Genomic DNA, 17,896 nt, shown 5'->3' on the forward strand with positions numbered 1-17,896 from the left:
GAGTGGAACCCCATGACCGACTACGTTCTTTCCGACGCCACACGCCAGAAATACGAGGGCATCAGCTGCGCGACGATCTGCACCGCGCTCTTCAAGCGCGGCCTGCGCAACCAGTTCATCCAGGATGTCCGGCCGCTTTCCCAGAAACCCAAAAACATGGTCGGCCAGGCCTTCACGTTGCGCTACATCCCGGCACGCGAAGACCTGAACCAGCTCTCGGCGTTTCAGAACCCGCAGCATCCGCAGCGCGCCGCCGTCGAGCAGTGCCCACCCGGCCAGGTCATGGTCATGGATAGCCGCAAGGACCCCCGCGCGGCCTCCGCCGGCTCCATTCTCGTATCGCGCCTGATGGTGCGCGGTGTCGCCGGCGTCGTTACCGATGGCGGGTTTCGCGACAGTCCCGAAATCGCCGAACTCGGCATCCGTACCTACCACAACCGCCCCTCCGCCCCGACCAACCTTACTCTACACCAGGCACTCGACATCAACGTGCCGATCGGCTGCGGCGACGTCGCCGTCTGGCCGGGCGACGTCGTGGTCGGCGACAACGAGGGGGTCGTCATCATCCCGGCGTCTCTCGCAGACGAAATCGCCGACGAAGTGATCGAAATGACTGCGTTTGAGGATTTCGTGACCGAGGAAGTCCTGAACGGCCGCTCGATCATCGGCCTCTATCCGGCGACCCGCGAGGAGACCAGATCCGACTTCGCCCGCTGGCGCCAGGCCAGGGGCCGCTGAGGCGACCTCCGGCCGATCTCCACCGCCTATGAACCTGCCGTTTCGCGCAGGTCTTTGAAAAGCACGTTCTGGTCGGACAGGTACTTGGCAAAGATCGGCAGGCTGGCCCCGCCGATCGCCCGCGCCTGCGAACCGACCATTCCTTCGATGATATCGGGAATGATGACGCCCTGAAGGTCGAGCCGGGCCACCGCTTCGATGGTCGATGCGACGATCCGGTGTCTGACCCAGGCCGGAAAACCGCCGTCGATCACGGCCGCGCCAAAATCGATGATCGAGGCTGCCGCAACGATCGCCTGGGCAAGCGCATCCGCGGTTTGCCGGATCCAGAGATCGAGCGGTTCCCCGAAATCGATCCAGTCGTCGGCGGAATACCAGAGCGGCTGCGGATCGATGTTCTGCTCTTTGAGAAGATTCTCCAGAACGAAGATCGAGGCGATGTCGAGCAATTGGCGTGTCTCGCCATCGCCGCCGCGCACGGGAAGCGGCCCCACCGCGCCCGCCGTCCCTGTCCGGCCGGAAAAGATCGCCGAATTCAGGACGATCCCGCCGCCGATGAACGATCCGATGAAGAAATACACAAAATCCGGATAGGAGGGGCCAACGCCGAACACCAGTTCGGCGCCGCAGGCGCTTGTCGCGTCGTTCTGCAGGTAGACCGCATGCTGGACCTGGCCCGCGATTTCCGCCTGCAGATCGACCCCCCGCCAAACCTCCATCGCCCCTTGCGGCGCGCCCACCTCCTCGGCCCAGTTCCAGAGTTCGAACGGCGCGGCGATCCCGATCCCGGCGATCCGGCCGCGCTGCACCTCGTTCAACTGGCCTTCGAGCCGCGCAATGCCGGACGTGATGATCTCGATGATTTTCCCGGGAAGCGGATAGGCGTAGGATTCGTGATACTGCAGCCGGATGCGGCCGACAAAATCCATCAGGACGAGGTCGGCGCTGCGCCGGCCGATCTTCACGCCGAACGAATAGACCGCGTCCGGATTGAGGCGCATCGGCACCGAAGGCTGCCCCACCCGGCCACGCACCGGTTCACCGCGCAACAGAAGGCCGTCCTTCTCGAGCGCCCGCATGATGACCGAGACGGTCTGGGCCGAAAGCCCGCTGCGCCGGGTGATATCAGCCTTCGACATGGAGCCGTTCAGCCGCACCAGCGAAAGCACGAGCCGTTCGTTATAGGCCCTGACCCGCACCTGATTTGAGCCGCCGGTGAAATTGCCCAGCAGCGCATGGCCTTGCGCCACGCTATCTGAAACTGACATGGCTCTTCCTCCCAGAAGCGTGAAATCGACGAGAGCACCCGATTCGGGAATGCAAGGTATCCCCCTGATATCCCGAATTAAACCCGAAGGCACACCGCGCACAGATCGCCAGATTCTAAACCTCCACTTCGGCAAACTATGGCATGAGAAATAAATAATTCAATCGGAATTAATTATTGACAGGCTATTTCAACTCGTTCTTAATTAGAGTGCAAGGGCACAGGACGGCTTGGAGGAGACGCCTGTCGAACTCGGTGGCACCGGTGTCCGAAAGTTGGTCCGCATGGCGGACAGTCTTAACTCTGGGAGGAGACCATGAAGAAATCCGTATTGTCCGCCGCATTCGGCGCCCTTGTCCTGGGCGTTGCGTTTTCCGCCCCCGCGCAGGCCGCAGGCGTATCCGCCTGCCTGATCACCAAGACCGACACCAATCCCTTCTTCGTCAAGATGAAGGAAGGTGCGACGGCCAAGGCCAAGGAACTCGGCGTGACGCTGAAATCCTATGCCGGCAAGATCGACGGCGACAGCGAGAGCCAGGTCGCAGCCATCGAAAGCTGCATCGCCGATGGTGCAAAGGGCATCCTGATCACTGCATCCGACACCAAGGGCATCGTACCGACGGTCAAGAAGGCCCGCGACGCCGGCGTCCTGGTGATCGCGCTCGACACCCCGCTCGATCCGATCAGTGCCGCCGATGCCACGTTCGCGACCGACAACCTTCTTGCCGGCAAGCTGATCGGCCAGTGGGCAAAGGAAACCATGGGCGACAAGGCCAAGGACGCCAAGGTGGGCTTCCTTGACCTGACCCCGGATCAGCCGACGGTCGACGTGCTGCGCGACCAGGGCTTCATGATCGGCTTTGGCATCGACCCCAAGAACCCGGACAAGATCGGTGACGAAACCGACAAGCGCATCGTCGGCCACGACGTGACCAACGGCAACGAGGAAGGCGGCCGCAAGGCCATGGAAAACCTTCTCCAGAAGGATTCCGGCATCAACGTCATCCACACGATCAACGAGCCCTCCGCCGTCGGCGCCTATCAGGCCCTGAAGGCCGTCGGCATGGAAAAGAACGTGTTGATCGTCTCGGTTGACGGCGGTTGCCCGGGCGTCAAGTCGGTCAAGGAGGGCGTGATCGGCGCCACCTCGCAGCAATATCCGCTGCTGATGGCCTCGCTCGGCATCGAAGCGATCAAGAAGTTCGCCGACACTAAGGAAAAGCCGAAGCCGACCGAAGGCAAGTCCTTCTTCGACACCGGCGTCGCGCTCGTCACCGACAAACCGGTCCCCGGCGTCAAGTCGATCGACGTCAAGGAAGGTACGGCCAAGTGCTGGGGTTGATCCCCACCATATAGCCAACCCCGGCCGGGGGCTGAGATCCCCGGCCATTCTCGACCAATGATGCGCCGCTGGGGAACAACCGGCGAAGACCGGTCAAACTCAACGGACGGTTCCTGCGCATTCGACGCGCGGAGGAGGAAACATGAGCGGAACACAGGAATTCGAGCGTGTTCTCGACGGCAGCGACAAAAACGTTGCCTCGTTCGAGAGCCAGGACGTCTCTCTCTTAAAACGCGCGCAACATTTTCTGCATTCGACACCCGCTGCCGTGCCGCTGATCGTGTTGATTCTGTCCATCATCATTTTCGGCGTCGCCATCGGCGGACGGTTCTTCTCGTCCTACACGCTGACGCTGATCCTCCAGCAGATCGCGGTGGTCGGCATTCTCGGCGCGGCCCAGACGCTGATCATCCTCACAGCCGGCATCGATCTCTCGATCGGGGTAGTGATGGTGATATCGGCTGTCATCATGGGCAACTTTGCCGTGACCTACGGCGTGCCGACCGGCATCGCCATCCTCGTCGGCCTGATCACCGGCGGCGTCTGCGGCTTTTTCAACGGGTTCCTCGTCGCGGTCATGCGACTGCCGCCGTTCATCGTGACGCTCGGCTCCTGGAACATCATCATGGCGACGAATTTCATCTATTCCGCCAACGAGACGATCCGCGACACCGACGTGGATGAAAAGGCACCGCTCCTCCATCTCTTCGCTCTCAACTTCAAGATAGGCAGCGCCATCCTGACGCTTGGCGTCATCGCCATGGTCCTGCTCGTGGCGGTGCTCTGGTACATTCTCAACCACACTGCCTGGGGACGGCATGTCTACGCCGTCGGCGACGACCCGGAAGCGGCCAAGCTCTCCGGCATCCAGACCCGCAAGGTTCTGCTTAGCGTCTACACGATCGCGGGTGTCATCGCCGCCTTCGCCGCGTGGGTCTCGATCGGCCGCAACGGCTCGATATCCCCCTCCTCGGCAGTGACGGACTTTAACCTGCAGGCGATCACCGCGACGGTGATCGGCGGCATCTCGCTGTTCGGCGGACGCGGCTCCATACTCGGCACGCTGTTCGGCGCCATGCTCGTCGGCGTCATGTCGATGGGGCTCAACATGCTCGGCGCCGATCCCCAATGGAAAGTCATGCTGACCGGCTGGCTCATCATCGCCGCCGTCGCAATCGATCAGTGGATCAGAAAGGTCTCGGTGTAACCATGAGCGTAGAACCCATTCTCACGGCCCGCGGCCTGGTCAAGCGTTACGGACGCGTGACCGCTCTCGACAACGCCGACTTCGATCTCTACCCCGGCGAAATCCTCGCCGTCATCGGCGACAACGGCGCCGGCAAGTCCTCGCTGATCAAGGCGATCTCAGGCGCGGTGCGGCCCGATGAAGGCGAAATCACGCTCGAAGGCCGGCCGGTGCAGTTCAAGTCGCCGCTCGAAGCACGCGATGCCGGCATCGAAACCGTCTACCAGAACCTCGCGCTCTCCCCGGCCCTGTCGATCGCCGACAACATGTTTCTCGGTCGCGAAATCCGCAAGCGGGGCATGCTCGGACAGTGGTTCCGCATGCTCGACCGGCCGACGATGGAAAAGCAGGCGCGAGACAAGCTCACCGAACTCGGGCTGATGACGATCCAGAACATCAACCAGGCGGTCGAGACCCTCTCGGGCGGCCAGCGCCAGGGCGTCGCGGTGGCACGCGCGGCAGCGTTCGGCTCCAAGGTGATCATCCTCGACGAACCAACCGCCGCACTCGGCGTCAAGGAAAGCCGGAAGGTTCTGGAACTCATCCTCGACGTGCGTTCGCGCGGCATCCCGATCGTGCTCATCTCGCACAACATGCCGCATGTGTTCGAAGTGGCCGACCGTATTCATATTCATCGGCTTGGACGACGGCTGACGGTGATCGATCCGAAAGAATACACGATGTCCGACGCGGTCGCCTTCATGACCGGCGCCAAGGCGCCTGCCCAGCCGGTCGCAGCGTAACAGCCGCCTCGATCAGGCCGCTGTCAAAGCCGCCTTCCGGTCGCCTGCAGAGACAGGCGATCGGGTAGCCCAGGATATCTCCTCCCTGCCCTACCTTGACCCATTTGCGTGATCGGACCGCAGCGTTGATGCCGCCGACCTTGCAGGGAAGCAGCGTTTCCCCTTTGAGGCTCGGTGGCCACGCGCATTCCAACACAATCAACCGCTTGCCACGATGGTATCAATCGCCCGGACGATATGGGGCTTCCCTTCGATCGTTCGGTTGGCAGTCCCAGTCGCCGAAACGGCACCGATAGAAAATTCCCGCCATAAACCTTTTGAAGAATTTTATATTCCAACCCGCTTCGCGGCATTGCTACAGCGGCATGACCCGCGCATTCCCAGATAAGGCGCATTTCTAAGACCTTACCGCCTGTGGGTTACGACATCCCCTACCGATGCCCATAGTAAACCCGCCATCGAAATTAGGCGAAGGCCACGCCGGCCTGTTGAAAACGTTCGATACGAATAAAAAATTCCATACTTAATTGACAGGGCGGAATTATCTAATAGGTTGTTAACGCTCGAGGGTGAGGGAGTGGTGCTGGAACCGGCTCATGACGAAACGCGAAAAACTCTTCATTTTTGATATTGGCGGAGTCTTCGTGAAGCTCGATCCGGCTTCCCGTGACCAGGCGGTATCCAAGGCCGGCGGTGCTGGCCCTTCGCTGCGTTACGGTGACGTTCCGGAAGCGATCTTCCGGGATTTCCGGCTGGGGCGATCGACCGAACCCGACTACGTGCAGGCGCTGACCAAGATATTCGATGTCCCGTCCGAAAGCATCTACGCCGCCGAACATGCCTATGTCGCCGAAGGTTTTCACGAATTCATCAAGTTTGTCCGCAGGCTCCGGGAAAACCATCGCGTCGTTTGCCTCAGCAACAATCAGGCGATCCATTGGCGCCATATCAGCGAGAACCTTCTGGGCGCCGGTTATTTCGACCGCGAATACCTTTCCCATGAAATGGGCCTTGAGAAACCGGATCGCGCGATCTTCGAGGCCGTATCGCGGGCGGAGGCATGTTCGGAAAAGGACGTCTTCTTCATCGACGACCTGGAGGAAAATGTTTTGTCGGCTCGCGAAGCCGGATGGCAGCATTGCATCGTCCATCGCGATTCGGTTGAAACGGCAGAATTGCTCATGGCGCTCGTCGCCGAGCAGACTTTGAATTGACGAATACGGAGTTTCGGCATGGCTCGAATGACCCTCAGCGGCATCAAGAAAAGCTTCAAATCCGTCGATGTGCTGCATGGGATCGACCTCCAGATTTCCGACAGGGAGTTCGTCGTTTTCGTCGGCCCGTCGGGCTGCGGAAAATCCACGCTGCTGCGATTGATCGCCGGCCTCGACACGATCAGCTCGGGTGAGTTTCATCTCGACGACCGCCGGATGAACGACGTCGCCCCGTCGCGCCGCGGCATCGCCATGGTCTTCCAGTCCTACGCGCTCTATCCGCATATGGATGTCTACGAAAACATGGCGTTCGGCGCCCGACTGATGGGCCTTGAGAAGGACGAGGTCGAAAAGCGCATCGACGAGGCCTCCAAGATGCTGCGGCTCGATCCGCTCTTGAAGCGCAAGCCGCGCGAGCTTTCCGGCGGCCAGCGCCAGCGTGTGGCGATCGGCCGCGCGCTGGTCAGAAAGCCGAAGGTCCTGCTTCTCGACGAGCCGCTTTCCAACCTCGACGCGGCACTCCGCTCCGACGTGCGCCTGGAAATTGCAAGGCTTCACCGGGAGATCGGCGGCACCACCATCTACGTCACCCACGACCAAGTCGAGGCCATGACGCTCGCCGACCGGATCGTCGTCATGAACAATGGCAAGGTGGAGCAGTTCGGCAGCCCGCGCGAACTCTATGAGCGACCGGCGAACACCTTCGTCGCCACCTTCATCGGCTCGCCGCGCATGTCGCTTCTCGATGTCGAGCGAAACGGCAATCATCTGGCGCTTGCCGGATCGGGTGCGGTCAGCGCCTCCCGCCTCCCCCATTCCGACGAACGGGACCTGGTCATCGGCGTCCGGCCGGATGCGATGACGGTCTCCGCGGACGAGACCGGCGATGGTTTCAAGGGCAGGGTCGTCTACACGGAATACCTCGGCGAGAACACCTATGTGTATGTGCGCCTCGGCGAAGGCACGCTGGTGGGCATCCGGTCGTCGGCCTCGGTCGATCTGCCTCCGGACACGCCGGTCGTCATCAACGTCGCCTCAGAGCAAATCCACTATTTCAGCCGCGCGACGAGGGAGAGGTTGGCGGCCTGAGAGCACTTTTCGTCTCCTATAAATACCAAGAGGATGGAACCAGATGAAAAAGCTAGTTAGCAGCACGATAATAGCCCTGGGAGCCCTTGCGACGGCTTTGCCGGCAATGGCGCAGGAATTGACCTTCTGGAGCTGGCGCCAGGAAGACAAGGCGCAGTACGAAAAGTTCATCGACGTTTTCGAGGCGAAGAACCCGGGCATCACCGTGAAGTTCGAGACCTTCGAAGCGACGAACTACAACACCATCCTGTCGACCGCGCTTGCCGGCGGTTCGGGACCTGACCTGATGTTCACCCGCACCTATGGCGGCATGGAAACGGTCGCGAGCGGCGGTTATCTTCTGGCTCTGGACAAGACCAACGTCCCTGCCCTCTCGACCTTCACCGCGCCGGCGCTTGCCTCGGAAACGATGCGTTCGAACAAGACCACCTACGCCGTTCCCTTTGCCAGCCAGACCATGCTGGTCATCTACAACAAGGACATCTTCGACAAGAACGGCCTGAGCGAACCGCAGAGCTGGGATGACTTCATCAAGGCATCCGAAAAGCTGAAGGCTGCCGGCGTGATGCCGTTCGCCAACGGCACGGCGACCGCCTGGCAGAACGAAGTCGTGGTCGGTGGCCTCGTCTCCTCGATCATGGGCCGCAGCTTCTATGACGACCTGATGGCCGGCAAGGCCGACTTCACCGACAAGCGTTATGTCGGGGCCCTCACCAAGCTCAAGGAAATCACCAAATATTTCCCGGATGGCTTCATCGGCCTTGATTACGCTTCCGCCCAGCAGCTTTTCTCCTCCGGCATGGCGGGCATGTTCGTCGGCGGCTCCTACGAGCTTGCCAACTTCAAGAAGCAGAACCCCAACATGAAGTTGGGCATCTTCGCGGCTCCCGGCCTCAAAGCCGAGGACGAGAAGCTCGTCGCCCTCTATTTCGACGGCGGTTATGCGGCAAATTCCAAGGGCAAAAACCAGGAAGCCGCGGTCAAGTTCCTGAACTTCCTCGCCAGCCAGGAATTCGGCCAGATGTTCGCCAACGACCTGAACAACATCTCGGCCGTGCCGGGCGTGACGTTCAAGGATCCGCTGCTCGGCGAAGTCGCCGACCTCAACAAGCACTCTATCCCCTACCTGATGCTGGTCCACTTCCGTTACGGCGAGCCGTCCGGATCGGTCCTGCTGCAGAGCGAGATCCAGAAGCTGCTCGGCGGCAAGGCGACCCCGGAAGAGGTCGGCAAGAACCTGACGACCGGCCTCGCGGCCTGGTACGCCCCGTTCAAGAAGTGACCTCAAGCGGCGGGGCGGCTCGAAAGCTGCCCCGCCTCCAACCTCAAGAGAGTTGTGATGCCCGGATCGCCCCTTGTTTCGCGAAGGCTCTGGATTTCGGTGCTGATCGGGCCGCCGCTTGCCTTCGTGGCGCTGTTTGTCGTCTACCCGATCATTTCGGCCTTCGCCTATGCCTTCTTCCATTGGAACGGGCTGGCGCGCGGGGAATTCGTGGGTTTCGCAAACTTCTACAAGGTTCTGTTCACCCAGCCTTATGCCGACTGGACCGTCAACGCCTTCCTTCATAACGTCTGGGTCTTCTTCGCGCTGATGGTGCTGCAGAACGGTCTTGGCTTCCTGCTCGCCTACTGCCTCTGGCGCGAATTGCCGGGTGCGGCCTTCCACCGGATTTCCGTCTTTCTGCCGGTCGTGCTGTCGACCATCATCGTCGGTTTCCTCTGGAAGCTCTTCCTTCATCCGCTCTTCGGCGTGGTCAACATCTCGTTCCGCGGCCTGGGTCTTGGCGGTCTTGCCCAGCCGTGGCTGGGTCAGGATTCCACGGCGCTCTGGTCGCTGATCATTGCCAATGCGTGGCACATGGTGGGTTTTCCGACGCTGGTCTTCCTCGCCGGCATGCAGCGCATCCCGGGCGAGATCCTCGATGCCGTGCGCATGGAAACCGAAAGCGAATGGACGAAGATCACCAAGATCGTCTGGCCGCTGGTCGCGCCAAGCGCAACCGTCGTCTTCACGCTACTTTTCGTCGGCAGCTTCAACTGGTTCGAGATCCCTTACGTCATGGTCGGCCTTGAAGGCTCTCCGCACGGCGCGACCGACGTGCTGGGGCTTTATTTCTACCGCACCGCCTTCGGCAACATGTCGGGCTCAGGCCAGGATTTCGGGGCCGGCAGCGCGCTTGCCGTGCTGATCTTCGTCTTCATCGCGCTTGTCGCCGGCGTCATCACCTTCAAGCTGCGGGCCAGGGAAATTCAGATATGAGCGCTGCTTCGCAAAGCTATTACGATCGGCGCGGCATGCTCGCCACGCTCGGCAAGGACGGGCTGATCCAGATCATCCTGATCCTCAATACGGTGGTGATGCTCGCCCCCATCATCATCATGCTGTTTGCCGCGTTCAAGACAAATGCGCAGATCTTCCAGTCACCGTTCGGAATCCCGGATTTTTCCAACTTCGCCAACATCATCAAGATCTGGAGCCAGACCAACTTCCTGCGCTATCTCCTGAATTCGGTGATCGTCACCGGCGCGTCGATCGTCGTGATCCTGACGCTCGGGACGATGGCTGCCTATGCCGTCGGCCGCTACAAGTTCCGGGGATCGAGCTTCGTGCTGATGTTCTTCCTGGCCGGCCTGACGCTTCCCCTGAAACTTGCGATCATCCCGCTCTTCATCCTGATGCGCGACCTCGGCATCCTCAACACCCAGCTGTCGCTGATCGTCATCTATGTGGCCATGGGCCTGCCGACCACCGTGTTCATCATGACCGGCTTCATCGCCACGCTCCCGAACGAGCTGGAGGACGCGGCCCGCATGGACGGCGCCAGCGAACCCCGGATCATGTGGTCGATCATGCTGCCGCTCGTCAGGCCCGCCATGGTGATCGCCGGCATCCAGAACGTCGTGCCGATCTGGAACGACTTCTTCTTCCCGCTGATCTTCATCCAGAAGGACAATCTGAAAACCCTGCCGCAGGGCCTGACGACCTTCATGGGCGAATACACCACCGATTGGGGCGTGCTGTTTGCCGGGCTTCTGCTCTCCTCCGCTCCGGTCATCATCGTCTACATCATCCTGTCACGCCAGTTCATCAACGGCATGACGGCCGGAGCGGTGAAGTAGGCCGGTCGGAAAGAGCGCTTGCGATGGCCGCCGAGCTGGAGAGTTCGGCGACTCTGGCAAGTTGAATCCCGGTCGATGTGCTGTTATGCACTTCCCGGATGCAGCTCGCGCCCGCAAAACCACAAAACGATCGCAGCCCCATGGCGGTTCAAGAAATTCAGCGGTAAAAGCAGATCCATGAACGACAACATCATCAAATTCCGACGCCCGGAACCGCCGCCGCGGGAGCCGAACCCGCTGCTGCGCAAGTTGGCGGTTGTTGCAGCCGTAATCGTGTGCCTTGTTCTTGCCTGGGCTTATTTCCAATTCCTCGGAAGCCCGACGTAAGCCTGGATTTCTGGTTGAACCGGCACCGGATTTCTGGACACGCCGATCGCCCCGTTGCTTTCGGCACACTACCTTCAATCCAAAGATGGTGATAGGAACACATTTCGACCGTTACGATAAATGCCTGTTTGACGAGGCGCGCGATAGCTGTATCTTACTTGGCTAATAGTCTCAAGAAATGCATGTACAGGCAGTCCCAATAACGATACATATTTCCGACAACAACGCGTAGTTCCGAACAACAATACAATGCTCGAAAATACGACGCTCAAAATCCGGTTGCTCGGTCGCCCCTCGCTAGAGTTGGACGGCGTGAGCATCGCTCTGCCGGAAAAAGCGTATTTTCTATTTGCCGTCATTGCGATGGCGCCGAGATTGACGGTCGATCGCGAAACGATACGGCGGCTTCTCTGGCCTTCCCATGACTCGGAGAAGCGTGCAAACAGCCTGCGTCAGCTTTTGGCACGCATAGCCAAGGCTATCGGCCCGGATGCCCCGGCCATCCTTGTCACCGACGAAGAAGCGCTGCGGCTGGATTGCGACCGGTTCACGGCCGATCTCCTCGCCTTGATGGAGCCGGGCCCCTTAACGGAAGATGGTTGGGGCCTTGTTCACGGCGAACTGCTCGAAGCCGTGGAGGCTCCGACCGGCGGCGCGGAAGACTGGCTTCTCGACGCGCGCCGCAAGGTCGGGGAGTGGCGGTCGAGCCACATCGAAAGCCTGCTGGCGATATCGTCCCACCAGCAGTCCCCGTCATTGCCTTTGCTTGCCAACCGCCTGCTCGAACTGGATGCCTCTCACGAGGGCGCCGCACGAGCGTTGATGAAGTATCACGTCGGCCATGGTGACCTTGCCGCCGCTCGCCAGGCCTATAGCCGATGCCGGGACCAGCTCAGGGCCGATTACGGCACGCCGCCGACACCGGAGACGGTCGGGCTCGCCCACGAACTCGGCATCCTGAGCAGGCCCGGCTCGGACCGCACGCCGCCGGCGGAGATACGTCCGAGGGACGTCATGCCGGCTCAGCCGCGCGTGGTGATCCTGCCGCCCGAAACGATCGCCCAGGATGCGCTGGTCCAGCGCCTCGGCAGAGCCCTGCTGGAAGATGTCACGATCGGCCTCAGCCATCAGCGTGTTTTCAAGATCATCGCCGCCCATACGAGTTTTGAACTCCTCAACCGCTCGACAGATCCCAATCAGGGCCAGTCGATGCTGAGCGACCTTCAGTTCGATTATTCCGTGTTCGTCACGATCCAGGGCGAAGGCGACGAGATTTTTGCGACCTGCAGGCTGACGAGAGTTGGCACCGGCGAAGTGCTCTGGGCCATCAACCTGCCGCTCGACGTCCAGCAGATGAGGGCGTCCTTCGGCCAGTTGGCGCGGCGCATCTCGACATCGCTGACCGACGTCATCGAGCGGCATGAGATTGCCAAGTCGCTCGATGAGGTCGATCCCTCCGCCTATCGCCTCTATCTCGAAGGGAAGCGCTACCTGTCGGGCACTGACCTCCAGCACCTGCGCCAGGCGCGCAAGTGGTTCAAATCGTCGGTCAAGCGTTGCGACAGCTTTTCTCCGGCGCATGCCGGAATTTCGCGCTCGCTCGGCATGGAATGGCTGGTCCGCGGCATGAAGGACAATGAACTGCTGGACGTGGCCAATCAATCCGCCCGCGCATCCCGCGATCTCGATCCCGGCAGCGGCCGCGCCTTCCGCGAACTTGGCTTCATCTCCCTCTACCGCCGACGTTTCGATGAAAGCCTCGACCTTTTTCAGGAGGCTCACAACCTCAATCCGAGCGACGCGGATGTGCTGGTGGACTATTCGGACGCGCTGTCGCATGCCGGCGACCTGGACAAGGCCCTCGATCTCGGGCTCGCGGCCTTCAAGCTGAACCCGCTGCCGCCGGATTATTACTACTGGATCCTGGGCTCCACCTATTACGTCCGCCAGGAATATTCGAAGGCGATCGATACGATCGACCCGGTCAGGACCAAGCACGCCACCGCGCGGCTGCTCGCCGCCAGTCACGCAATGGCTGGAGACATGCCCGCCGCGCGTAAATATGCGGCAATCGTCAGGGAAAATTTCCCGGACTTCCGCAGCGAGGATATCCGTTACTTTGTGCCGGACCGCAATCCGGCCCATGCCGAGCTTCTCATTCATGGCCTCCGGCTCGCCGGGCTGCCGTAAACAGGCGTGAAAATGCCTGTCACGCTGGAATAACACCCGGTGTGGTCCTTTCTCGATGCAACGCAGCACACGCTGCCTATTAGCGGAGAGAAAGCATGGAAACGAAGTTCAAGACCTCCAAGCCCGTTGAAGCCACTGCTTCGGCCCCGACCCTGCGGTTTTCCGCCGCTGCCGAAGCCGTGCTCGGCCGCCGGACCGAAATTGCGCCGAACGCGCTCTCTCAGGTCACGCATGCCATGAGATATCAGTAATGAGCCTGGAAGCCCAAGGTGCCGACGGCTGCCTTGGGCTTAACCACGAGCCGCCAAGCAAAAGAACGTTCAAGCAGCCAGGCGACCCTCCTGAACAAGCCTGTCACGCCCAAGTCACGGTGCCTTTGGTCTCTTCTCCCATAGAGACCCTTAGAGAGGACGATTCGACGGGATGAGTTCGGCATCGCAACCACTTTTGCAGACCCGGCAGTCGCCCGCCCGTTCCGGGGCAGGGTCCGTTGAAATTCGGCAGCCGGAAATGATGATACAGATACAGTCATCGACACAGACGATCCAGACGTTCGCAGCCTCCCTCGCGCAGCGGGAGCAGGGTTTCAGCACTTATCATGACCGGCGCGTTTCGCCGGCGGAAACCTTCGACGCGATCAGCCCGTTTTTCCGCGATCTCGGCATTACCCGGGTCGGTTTCCTGACCGGCCTCGACCGGGTTGGCATTCCTGTCGCCTTTGCGACGCGGCCGAATAGCTACACTCTTTCCGTCTTCCAGGGCAAAGGCGTCGATGCCGATGCGGCGCGCACCTCGGCCGCCATGGAGGCCCTGGAAACGCGGGTCGCGGAAATCGAACCGGCATCGCTCACCTGGGCGACCGTCCACGACGTTGCGGGCTCCACGGCGGGGATGCTCGACCTTCATTCGACCGCACGATGCGTGCCCTCCGAAATCGGCGATGGCCAGATACCCTGGGTCTCGGGTTTCGACATTCTCTCCGGCAAACAGGTCATGGTGCCCTGGTGGCTCGCCGGGATGGATCACCGGGGCGAACGGCCGGCCGGGTTCGAGCAGTCCAGCGATGGCCTCGCATCCGGAAACACTCACGCCGAGGCACTCCTGCACGGGTTGTGCGAACTCGTCGAGCGCGATGCGTGGACCCTTGTCCAGCTGAAATCCGAGCAGGAACTGAATGACTGCCTTGTGGATCCCGCGAGTGTGGAGGATGCCGTGCTCGACCTCATGGTCAGCCGCCTTCGCAATGCGGGCCTACAGCTCCTCCTCCTCGATATGACGACGGATCTCCAGGTTCCGGCATTCCTGGCCGTGCTTATCCCCGACTCCACAGCCAGCCGATCAGACTCACGCTGGAGCCAGATTTGCGGCGGCTGCGGCTGCCATCCCGATCCGGTCCGCGCAATGCTGCGCGCCATCACCGAGGCGGCGCAGAGCCGCCTGACTGCGATTGCCGGCAGCCGCGACGACTTTTCGCCGCGGATCTATCAGCACATGCGGGGGGATAACGCTCTCGGCCGCCTGGTCGCACTGTCGTCGCAAGACAGGCGGCGGGTCCAGTATCGCGAGATCGACGCAACCCGCCACACCATCAACGGCACGATCGATCATATCCTCGGCCGCCTGAAGCTTGCCGGCATCCGGCAGGTCGTTGCGGTTCCCATGCAGGATGCCGGGCTTCCTGTGTCGGTCGTCCGCGTCGTCGTTCCCGGCTTGGAAGTCGAACTTTCAGGCCAATATTTGCAACTCGGTATCCGCGCTGCAAACGCCATAAGGAGGTCACGGCATTGAAAGTCGTTTTTGTCGGACCGAGTCTCGGGTCTTCGACCCGCCAGATGAAGCAAAGGTTTCCCTCGCTGACCTTCCGCGGGCCCGCGGCGCGTGGCGACATCCTGAAAGCGGTCGAGGACGGTGCCAAGGCGATCGCCCTGATCGACGGCTATTTCGGCGAGTCCGCCTCCGTATGGCACAAGGAGATACTTTATGCGCTGAGCTGCGATGTTTCCGTCGGCGGTGGATCGAGCATGGGAGCATTGCGAGCTGCCGAATGCGAGGCATTCGGGATGGTCGGCATCGGCAGGATCTATTCGGACTATGCCGCCGGTCGCTTGATCGACGACGAAGCCGTCGCTCTGATCCACGGCCCCGAGGAGCTGGGCTGGATGCCTCTCTCGGTGCCACGGGTCGATTATGAGGCGACGATCCGCAAGCTTGGGCGGATGGGGTTGATCTCGGCTGCCGAGCGGGAGAGATTTTTCCTCGCCGCCAATTTCATGCACTACACCGAGCGGACCTACCAAGCCATTCTCCAACGATGCGATTTCAGCGATCCCCAGCGCAGTGCAGTGATCCTTCACGACATCAAACGTAACAAGGTGGAATTGAAGCGTGAGGATGCGAGAGCCGTTCTCGTCTGGCTAAACGGCATCAGTAGTTCCAACAAACATTCCAAATGGACGTTCGCTCAGACCGCCCATTGGGAAAAACTGCGCGACGAGGTCGACTCGGCGCAAGGATCCATGAAATGATTGATCTCGCAAATGATGTCGCCAGCGACGAATATGCCCGCCTGTTCCGCATGCTTTCCGCAGTCAACAAGGAAGCGGAATCGCTTCATCTCGCCACGGTCGTCCACCTGACGAACATGGCGCTGCTTCAGCTCTCGCTCGATTGGGAAGGTATCAATCCCGAAAACGAGAGGAGCGTGAAGCTGAATGCGATATTTCGCAGCAAAACGAAGCTGGCCCTCGATGAGGATGGTCCCCGGACTTAAAACGCCAGGGACCGATCACTGGGCCGGTTGTCTCTCGATCTCGGCAAAAAGCGCTTCCGCCTCGAATTCCTTGGCGGCAACCGCCTGAACCAATTCGAGGATGCGTTTGCGAAGAACCGGCTTCGAAATGCTCATGAATGCCGTGCTCATCAGCAGCGCTTCATGGGTGAAATCGAATTGCGGGTCTGTGGCCTGATTGTCGTTCGACGGTTCGACCGTCGGTATGCGGTCGAAGAACGACACCATCTCGACCTTCAGCGCAGTTGCGATCTCCACGAGCTTGCCGACGGCAATCCGATTGATGCCGTTTTCATACTTCTGAAGCTGCTGAGATGTGATGCCCACATGATGGGCGAGTTGCGGCTGGGTTAGTTTTCTCTCCCGCCTGTAGAGGCGGATCCGCTTTCCAACCTCTCTGTCGGCGGCATTCGGTGCTTTGCTCACTACAGGACCATCTCTACGGGCTAGGATACACAGGTGTTATTTGTATCCTATCATCGATAGGTTGCCGAGTACCCTCCAGGCATTTTCTATCTTGAGTGGATAAATAAACAAACCGTCTACCATGAACGCCGGCCCAGGCGGCGTTTCCGGTATCGGCACCGAGGCCATGGTGTGCGAAGGCGCCCTGCCCTTGCCGGCTCGCGGAAGTCCGCGACACATTGGTGTTGCCTTTTCGGCAACCAAATATGCGAATTATTGTTCTTTATTAGAACGCCACATTGCGCCATCCTCTCCTTAATCCGGCAGTTGAGACCGGCTAGGTCAAGCGAAAATGTATCGGGCCAAAAGGCCAACAGGGGAACGCTATGTCTCATTTCACACTGAATCGCCGCCGCTTCATCTCCAATGCCGCCGCCTTGGGCGGCCTTGCCGCAACCTCCAGCTTCCTCGGCATCCAGGCCGGCAATGCCAAGGACGTCGCCAAGGTGCGCATGCAGCTCGGCTGGCTCGTCTCGAACGGCGTGCTCGGCGAAGTCGCCGCCATCAAGAAGGGGTTCTTCCAGGAACAGGGAATCGAACTTGAAATCGTCCCTGGCGGACCGAGCGTCGATGGCGTCGCGGGCGTCGCGTCCGGCCAGTCCGCAACCGGCCAGATTTCGTCCAGCCCGTCCGTGATGCTGGCGCGGTCGGCCGGTCTGCCGGTCAAGGCCTTCCTGTCCGGCTACCAGAAACACCCGTTCACCTACTTCTCGCTGAAGAGCAAGGCGATCAAGACCCCGAAGGACATGATCGGCAAGACGATCGCCACCCAGCCGACCGCCTTCATCCTGCTGCGCGCGCTTCTCGCCCAGAACGGCATTGCCGAGGACCAGGTGAAGATGGTCAACATGGGCTCGGACATGAACCAGTTGATCACCGGCCAGGCCGATGCGGTCACCGGCTGGCTCACCAACGTCAACGCGCTCGACGTGCTGGGCGACAACCGCGTCGACATGATGCTCTGGGATAGCGGGCTGCAGCTCTACGCCAACGTCTATTACACGACCGACGACCAGATCGCCAAACATTCCGATGTTCTGGAACGCTTTACCCGTGCTGCCGCGAAAGGCTGGGGTTACGTTCGCAGCAATCAGAAGGAAGCGGTCGAGATGCTCTGTGAGGCCTACCCGATCCTCGACAAGGCAAGCGAAATGAAGGCCGTTGCCCCCTGCGTCGATTTCTCCTTCGGCGCCACCACCAAGGCATCGGGTTGGGGTACCATGTCGCGTGAGAACTGGGCGGCGCAGATCAAGGCCTATGCCGATCTCAAGCAATTCAAGGGTACTGTTCCGACGGTCGACGACGTCGCGAACTTCTCCATCCTCGAAGCGACCGCCGACATCCGCAAACAGGTGGGGTGATGGCCA

18 protein-coding genes are annotated in these 17,896 nt (G+C 60.6%); 16 read left to right on the forward strand and 2 right to left on the reverse strand.

From position 1 onward, the window contains the following. Positions 1–12: 12 nt before the first annotated feature. Positions 13–738: a ribonuclease activity regulator RraA gene (locus ACSQ8R_RS10815; RefSeq protein WP_436253345.1), complete on the forward strand. Its 726-nt coding sequence runs from the start codon at positions 13–15 to the stop codon at positions 736–738. Between the two features lie 26 nt (positions 739–764). On the opposite strand, the gene ACSQ8R_RS10820 is transcribed toward ACSQ8R_RS10815, so the two are convergent. Continuing rightward, positions 765–2,006: an ROK family transcriptional regulator gene (locus ACSQ8R_RS10820; RefSeq protein WP_436253346.1), complete on the reverse strand. Its 1,242-nt coding sequence runs from the start codon at positions 2,004–2,006 to the stop codon at positions 765–767. A 315-nt stretch (positions 2,007–2,321) separates the two neighbouring features. Between ACSQ8R_RS10820 and ACSQ8R_RS10825 the strand changes: the two genes are divergently transcribed. The 14 genes from ACSQ8R_RS10825 (at position 2,322) to ACSQ8R_RS10890 (ending at position 16,046) form a co-directional block, all read left to right on the forward strand. Continuing rightward, a complete protein-coding gene (locus ACSQ8R_RS10825) occupies positions 2,322–3,347 on the forward strand; it encodes a sugar ABC transporter substrate-binding protein (protein WP_436253347.1) in 1,026 nt (341 codons plus the stop codon). Positions 3,348–3,489: 142 nt separating this feature from the next. Then, on the forward strand, positions 3,490–4,554 hold the full coding sequence (locus ACSQ8R_RS10830; RefSeq protein ID WP_436253348.1) for an ABC transporter permease: 1,065 nt from the start codon (positions 3,490–3,492) through the stop codon (positions 4,552–4,554). A gap of 2 nt (positions 4,555–4,556) precedes the next feature. Next, on the forward strand, positions 4,557–5,336 hold the full coding sequence (locus ACSQ8R_RS10835; RefSeq protein ID WP_436253349.1) for an ATP-binding cassette domain-containing protein: 780 nt from the start codon (positions 4,557–4,559) through the stop codon (positions 5,334–5,336). 596 nt (positions 5,337–5,932) lie between these two features. Next, the gene (locus tag ACSQ8R_RS10840; protein WP_436253350.1) at positions 5,933–6,550 is read left to right on the forward strand and encodes an HAD-IA family hydrolase; all 618 of its coding nucleotides are present in this window, start codon (positions 5,933–5,935) and stop codon (positions 6,548–6,550) included. A gap of 18 nt (positions 6,551–6,568) precedes the next feature. Further along, a complete protein-coding gene (locus ACSQ8R_RS10845; RefSeq protein ID WP_436253351.1) occupies positions 6,569–7,639 on the forward strand; it encodes an ABC transporter ATP-binding protein in 1,071 nt (356 codons plus the stop codon). 43 nt (positions 7,640–7,682) lie between these two features. Next, a complete protein-coding gene (locus ACSQ8R_RS10850; protein ID WP_436253352.1) occupies positions 7,683–8,921 on the forward strand; it encodes an extracellular solute-binding protein in 1,239 nt (412 codons plus the stop codon). A 57-nt stretch (positions 8,922–8,978) separates the two neighbouring features. Continuing rightward, complete coding sequence (locus tag ACSQ8R_RS10855; RefSeq protein ID WP_436253353.1) at positions 8,979–9,899, forward strand: carbohydrate ABC transporter permease; 921 nt, start codon at positions 8,979–8,981, stop codon at positions 9,897–9,899. After that, positions 9,896–10,759, forward strand: coding sequence for a carbohydrate ABC transporter permease (locus ACSQ8R_RS10860; RefSeq protein ID WP_436253354.1), 864 nt, complete (start codon positions 9,896–9,898; stop codon positions 10,757–10,759). Before ACSQ8R_RS10855 ends, ACSQ8R_RS10860 begins: the two co-directional genes overlap by 4 nt. 177 nt (positions 10,760–10,936) lie before the next feature. Further along, positions 10,937–11,086 carry a hypothetical protein gene (locus ACSQ8R_RS10865; RefSeq protein ID WP_436253355.1) on the forward strand — a complete coding sequence of 50 codons (150 nt, stop codon included), beginning with the start codon at positions 10,937–10,939 and terminating at the stop codon, positions 11,084–11,086. 249 nt (positions 11,087–11,335) lie between these two features. Beyond that, positions 11,336–13,276 (forward strand): BTAD domain-containing putative transcriptional regulator, encoded by a 1,941-nt coding sequence (locus ACSQ8R_RS10870; RefSeq protein ID WP_436253356.1) that lies wholly within the window; start codon positions 11,336–11,338, stop codon positions 13,274–13,276. 95 nt (positions 13,277–13,371) lie between these two features. Then, the gene (locus ACSQ8R_RS10875) at positions 13,372–13,527 is read left to right on the forward strand and encodes a hypothetical protein (RefSeq protein ID WP_210009030.1); all 156 of its coding nucleotides are present in this window, start codon (positions 13,372–13,374) and stop codon (positions 13,525–13,527) included. Positions 13,528–13,786: 259 nt separating this feature from the next. Next, positions 13,787–15,064, forward strand: coding sequence for a YcaO-like family protein (locus ACSQ8R_RS10880; protein WP_436253357.1), 1,278 nt, complete (start codon positions 13,787–13,789; stop codon positions 15,062–15,064). Further along, positions 15,061–15,801 (forward strand): TfuA-like protein, encoded by a 741-nt coding sequence (locus ACSQ8R_RS10885; RefSeq protein WP_436253358.1) that lies wholly within the window; start codon positions 15,061–15,063, stop codon positions 15,799–15,801. Before ACSQ8R_RS10880 ends, ACSQ8R_RS10885 begins: the two co-directional genes overlap by 4 nt. Further along, positions 15,798–16,046, forward strand: coding sequence for a hypothetical protein (locus ACSQ8R_RS10890; protein WP_436253359.1), 249 nt, complete (start codon positions 15,798–15,800; stop codon positions 16,044–16,046). Before ACSQ8R_RS10885 ends, ACSQ8R_RS10890 begins: the two co-directional genes overlap by 4 nt. Before the next feature lie 15 nt (positions 16,047–16,061). Here ACSQ8R_RS10890 and ACSQ8R_RS10895 read toward each other — a convergent pair whose 3' ends face one another. After that, entirely contained in the window at positions 16,062–16,490 is a 429-nt protein-coding gene (locus ACSQ8R_RS10895) for a helix-turn-helix domain-containing protein (RefSeq protein ID WP_436253360.1), read from the reverse strand. A 365-nt stretch (positions 16,491–16,855) separates the two neighbouring features. Between ACSQ8R_RS10895 and ACSQ8R_RS10900 the strand changes: the two genes are divergently transcribed. Then, positions 16,856–17,890 carry an ABC transporter substrate-binding protein gene (locus tag ACSQ8R_RS10900; protein ID WP_436253361.1) on the forward strand — a complete coding sequence of 345 codons (1,035 nt, stop codon included), beginning with the start codon at positions 16,856–16,858 and terminating at the stop codon, positions 17,888–17,890. Positions 17,891–17,896 lie beyond the last annotated feature (6 nt).

Source organism: Neorhizobium sp. LjRoot104, from assembly GCF_964253725.1.
Taxonomy (GTDB): domain Bacteria; phylum Pseudomonadota; class Alphaproteobacteria; order Rhizobiales; family Rhizobiaceae; genus Neorhizobium.

Excerpts from the sequence above, each read along its gene's own strand:
- ACSQ8R_RS10815 (WP_436253345.1), top strand. The coding sequence starts at position 13 with ATGACCGACTACGTTCTTTCCGACGCCACACGCCAGAAATACGAGGGC.
- ACSQ8R_RS10820 (WP_436253346.1), bottom strand. The coding sequence starts at position 2,006 with ATGTCAGTTTCAGATAGCGTGGCGCAAGGCCATGCGCTGCTGGGCAAT.
- ACSQ8R_RS10825 (WP_436253347.1), top strand. The coding sequence starts at position 2,322 with ATGAAGAAATCCGTATTGTCCGCCGCATTCGGCGCCCTTGTCCTGGGC.
- ACSQ8R_RS10830 (WP_436253348.1), top strand. The coding sequence starts at position 3,490 with ATGAGCGGAACACAGGAATTCGAGCGTGTTCTCGACGGCAGCGACAAA.
- ACSQ8R_RS10835 (WP_436253349.1), top strand. The coding sequence starts at position 4,557 with ATGAGCGTAGAACCCATTCTCACGGCCCGCGGCCTGGTCAAGCGTTAC.
- ACSQ8R_RS10840 (WP_436253350.1), top strand. The coding sequence starts at position 5,933 with ATGACGAAACGCGAAAAACTCTTCATTTTTGATATTGGCGGAGTCTTC.
- ACSQ8R_RS10845 (WP_436253351.1), top strand. The coding sequence starts at position 6,569 with ATGGCTCGAATGACCCTCAGCGGCATCAAGAAAAGCTTCAAATCCGTC.
- ACSQ8R_RS10850 (WP_436253352.1), top strand. The coding sequence starts at position 7,683 with ATGAAAAAGCTAGTTAGCAGCACGATAATAGCCCTGGGAGCCCTTGCG.
- ACSQ8R_RS10855 (WP_436253353.1), top strand. The coding sequence starts at position 8,979 with ATGCCCGGATCGCCCCTTGTTTCGCGAAGGCTCTGGATTTCGGTGCTG.
- ACSQ8R_RS10860 (WP_436253354.1), top strand. The coding sequence starts at position 9,896 with ATGAGCGCTGCTTCGCAAAGCTATTACGATCGGCGCGGCATGCTCGCC.
- ACSQ8R_RS10865 (WP_436253355.1), top strand. The coding sequence starts at position 10,937 with ATGAACGACAACATCATCAAATTCCGACGCCCGGAACCGCCGCCGCGG.
- ACSQ8R_RS10870 (WP_436253356.1), top strand. The coding sequence starts at position 11,336 with ATGCTCGAAAATACGACGCTCAAAATCCGGTTGCTCGGTCGCCCCTCG.
- ACSQ8R_RS10875 (WP_210009030.1), top strand. The coding sequence starts at position 13,372 with ATGGAAACGAAGTTCAAGACCTCCAAGCCCGTTGAAGCCACTGCTTCG.
- ACSQ8R_RS10880 (WP_436253357.1), top strand. The coding sequence starts at position 13,787 with ATGATGATACAGATACAGTCATCGACACAGACGATCCAGACGTTCGCA.
- ACSQ8R_RS10890 (WP_436253359.1), top strand. The coding sequence starts at position 15,798 with ATGATTGATCTCGCAAATGATGTCGCCAGCGACGAATATGCCCGCCTG.
- ACSQ8R_RS10900 (WP_436253361.1), top strand. The coding sequence starts at position 16,856 with ATGTCTCATTTCACACTGAATCGCCGCCGCTTCATCTCCAATGCCGCC.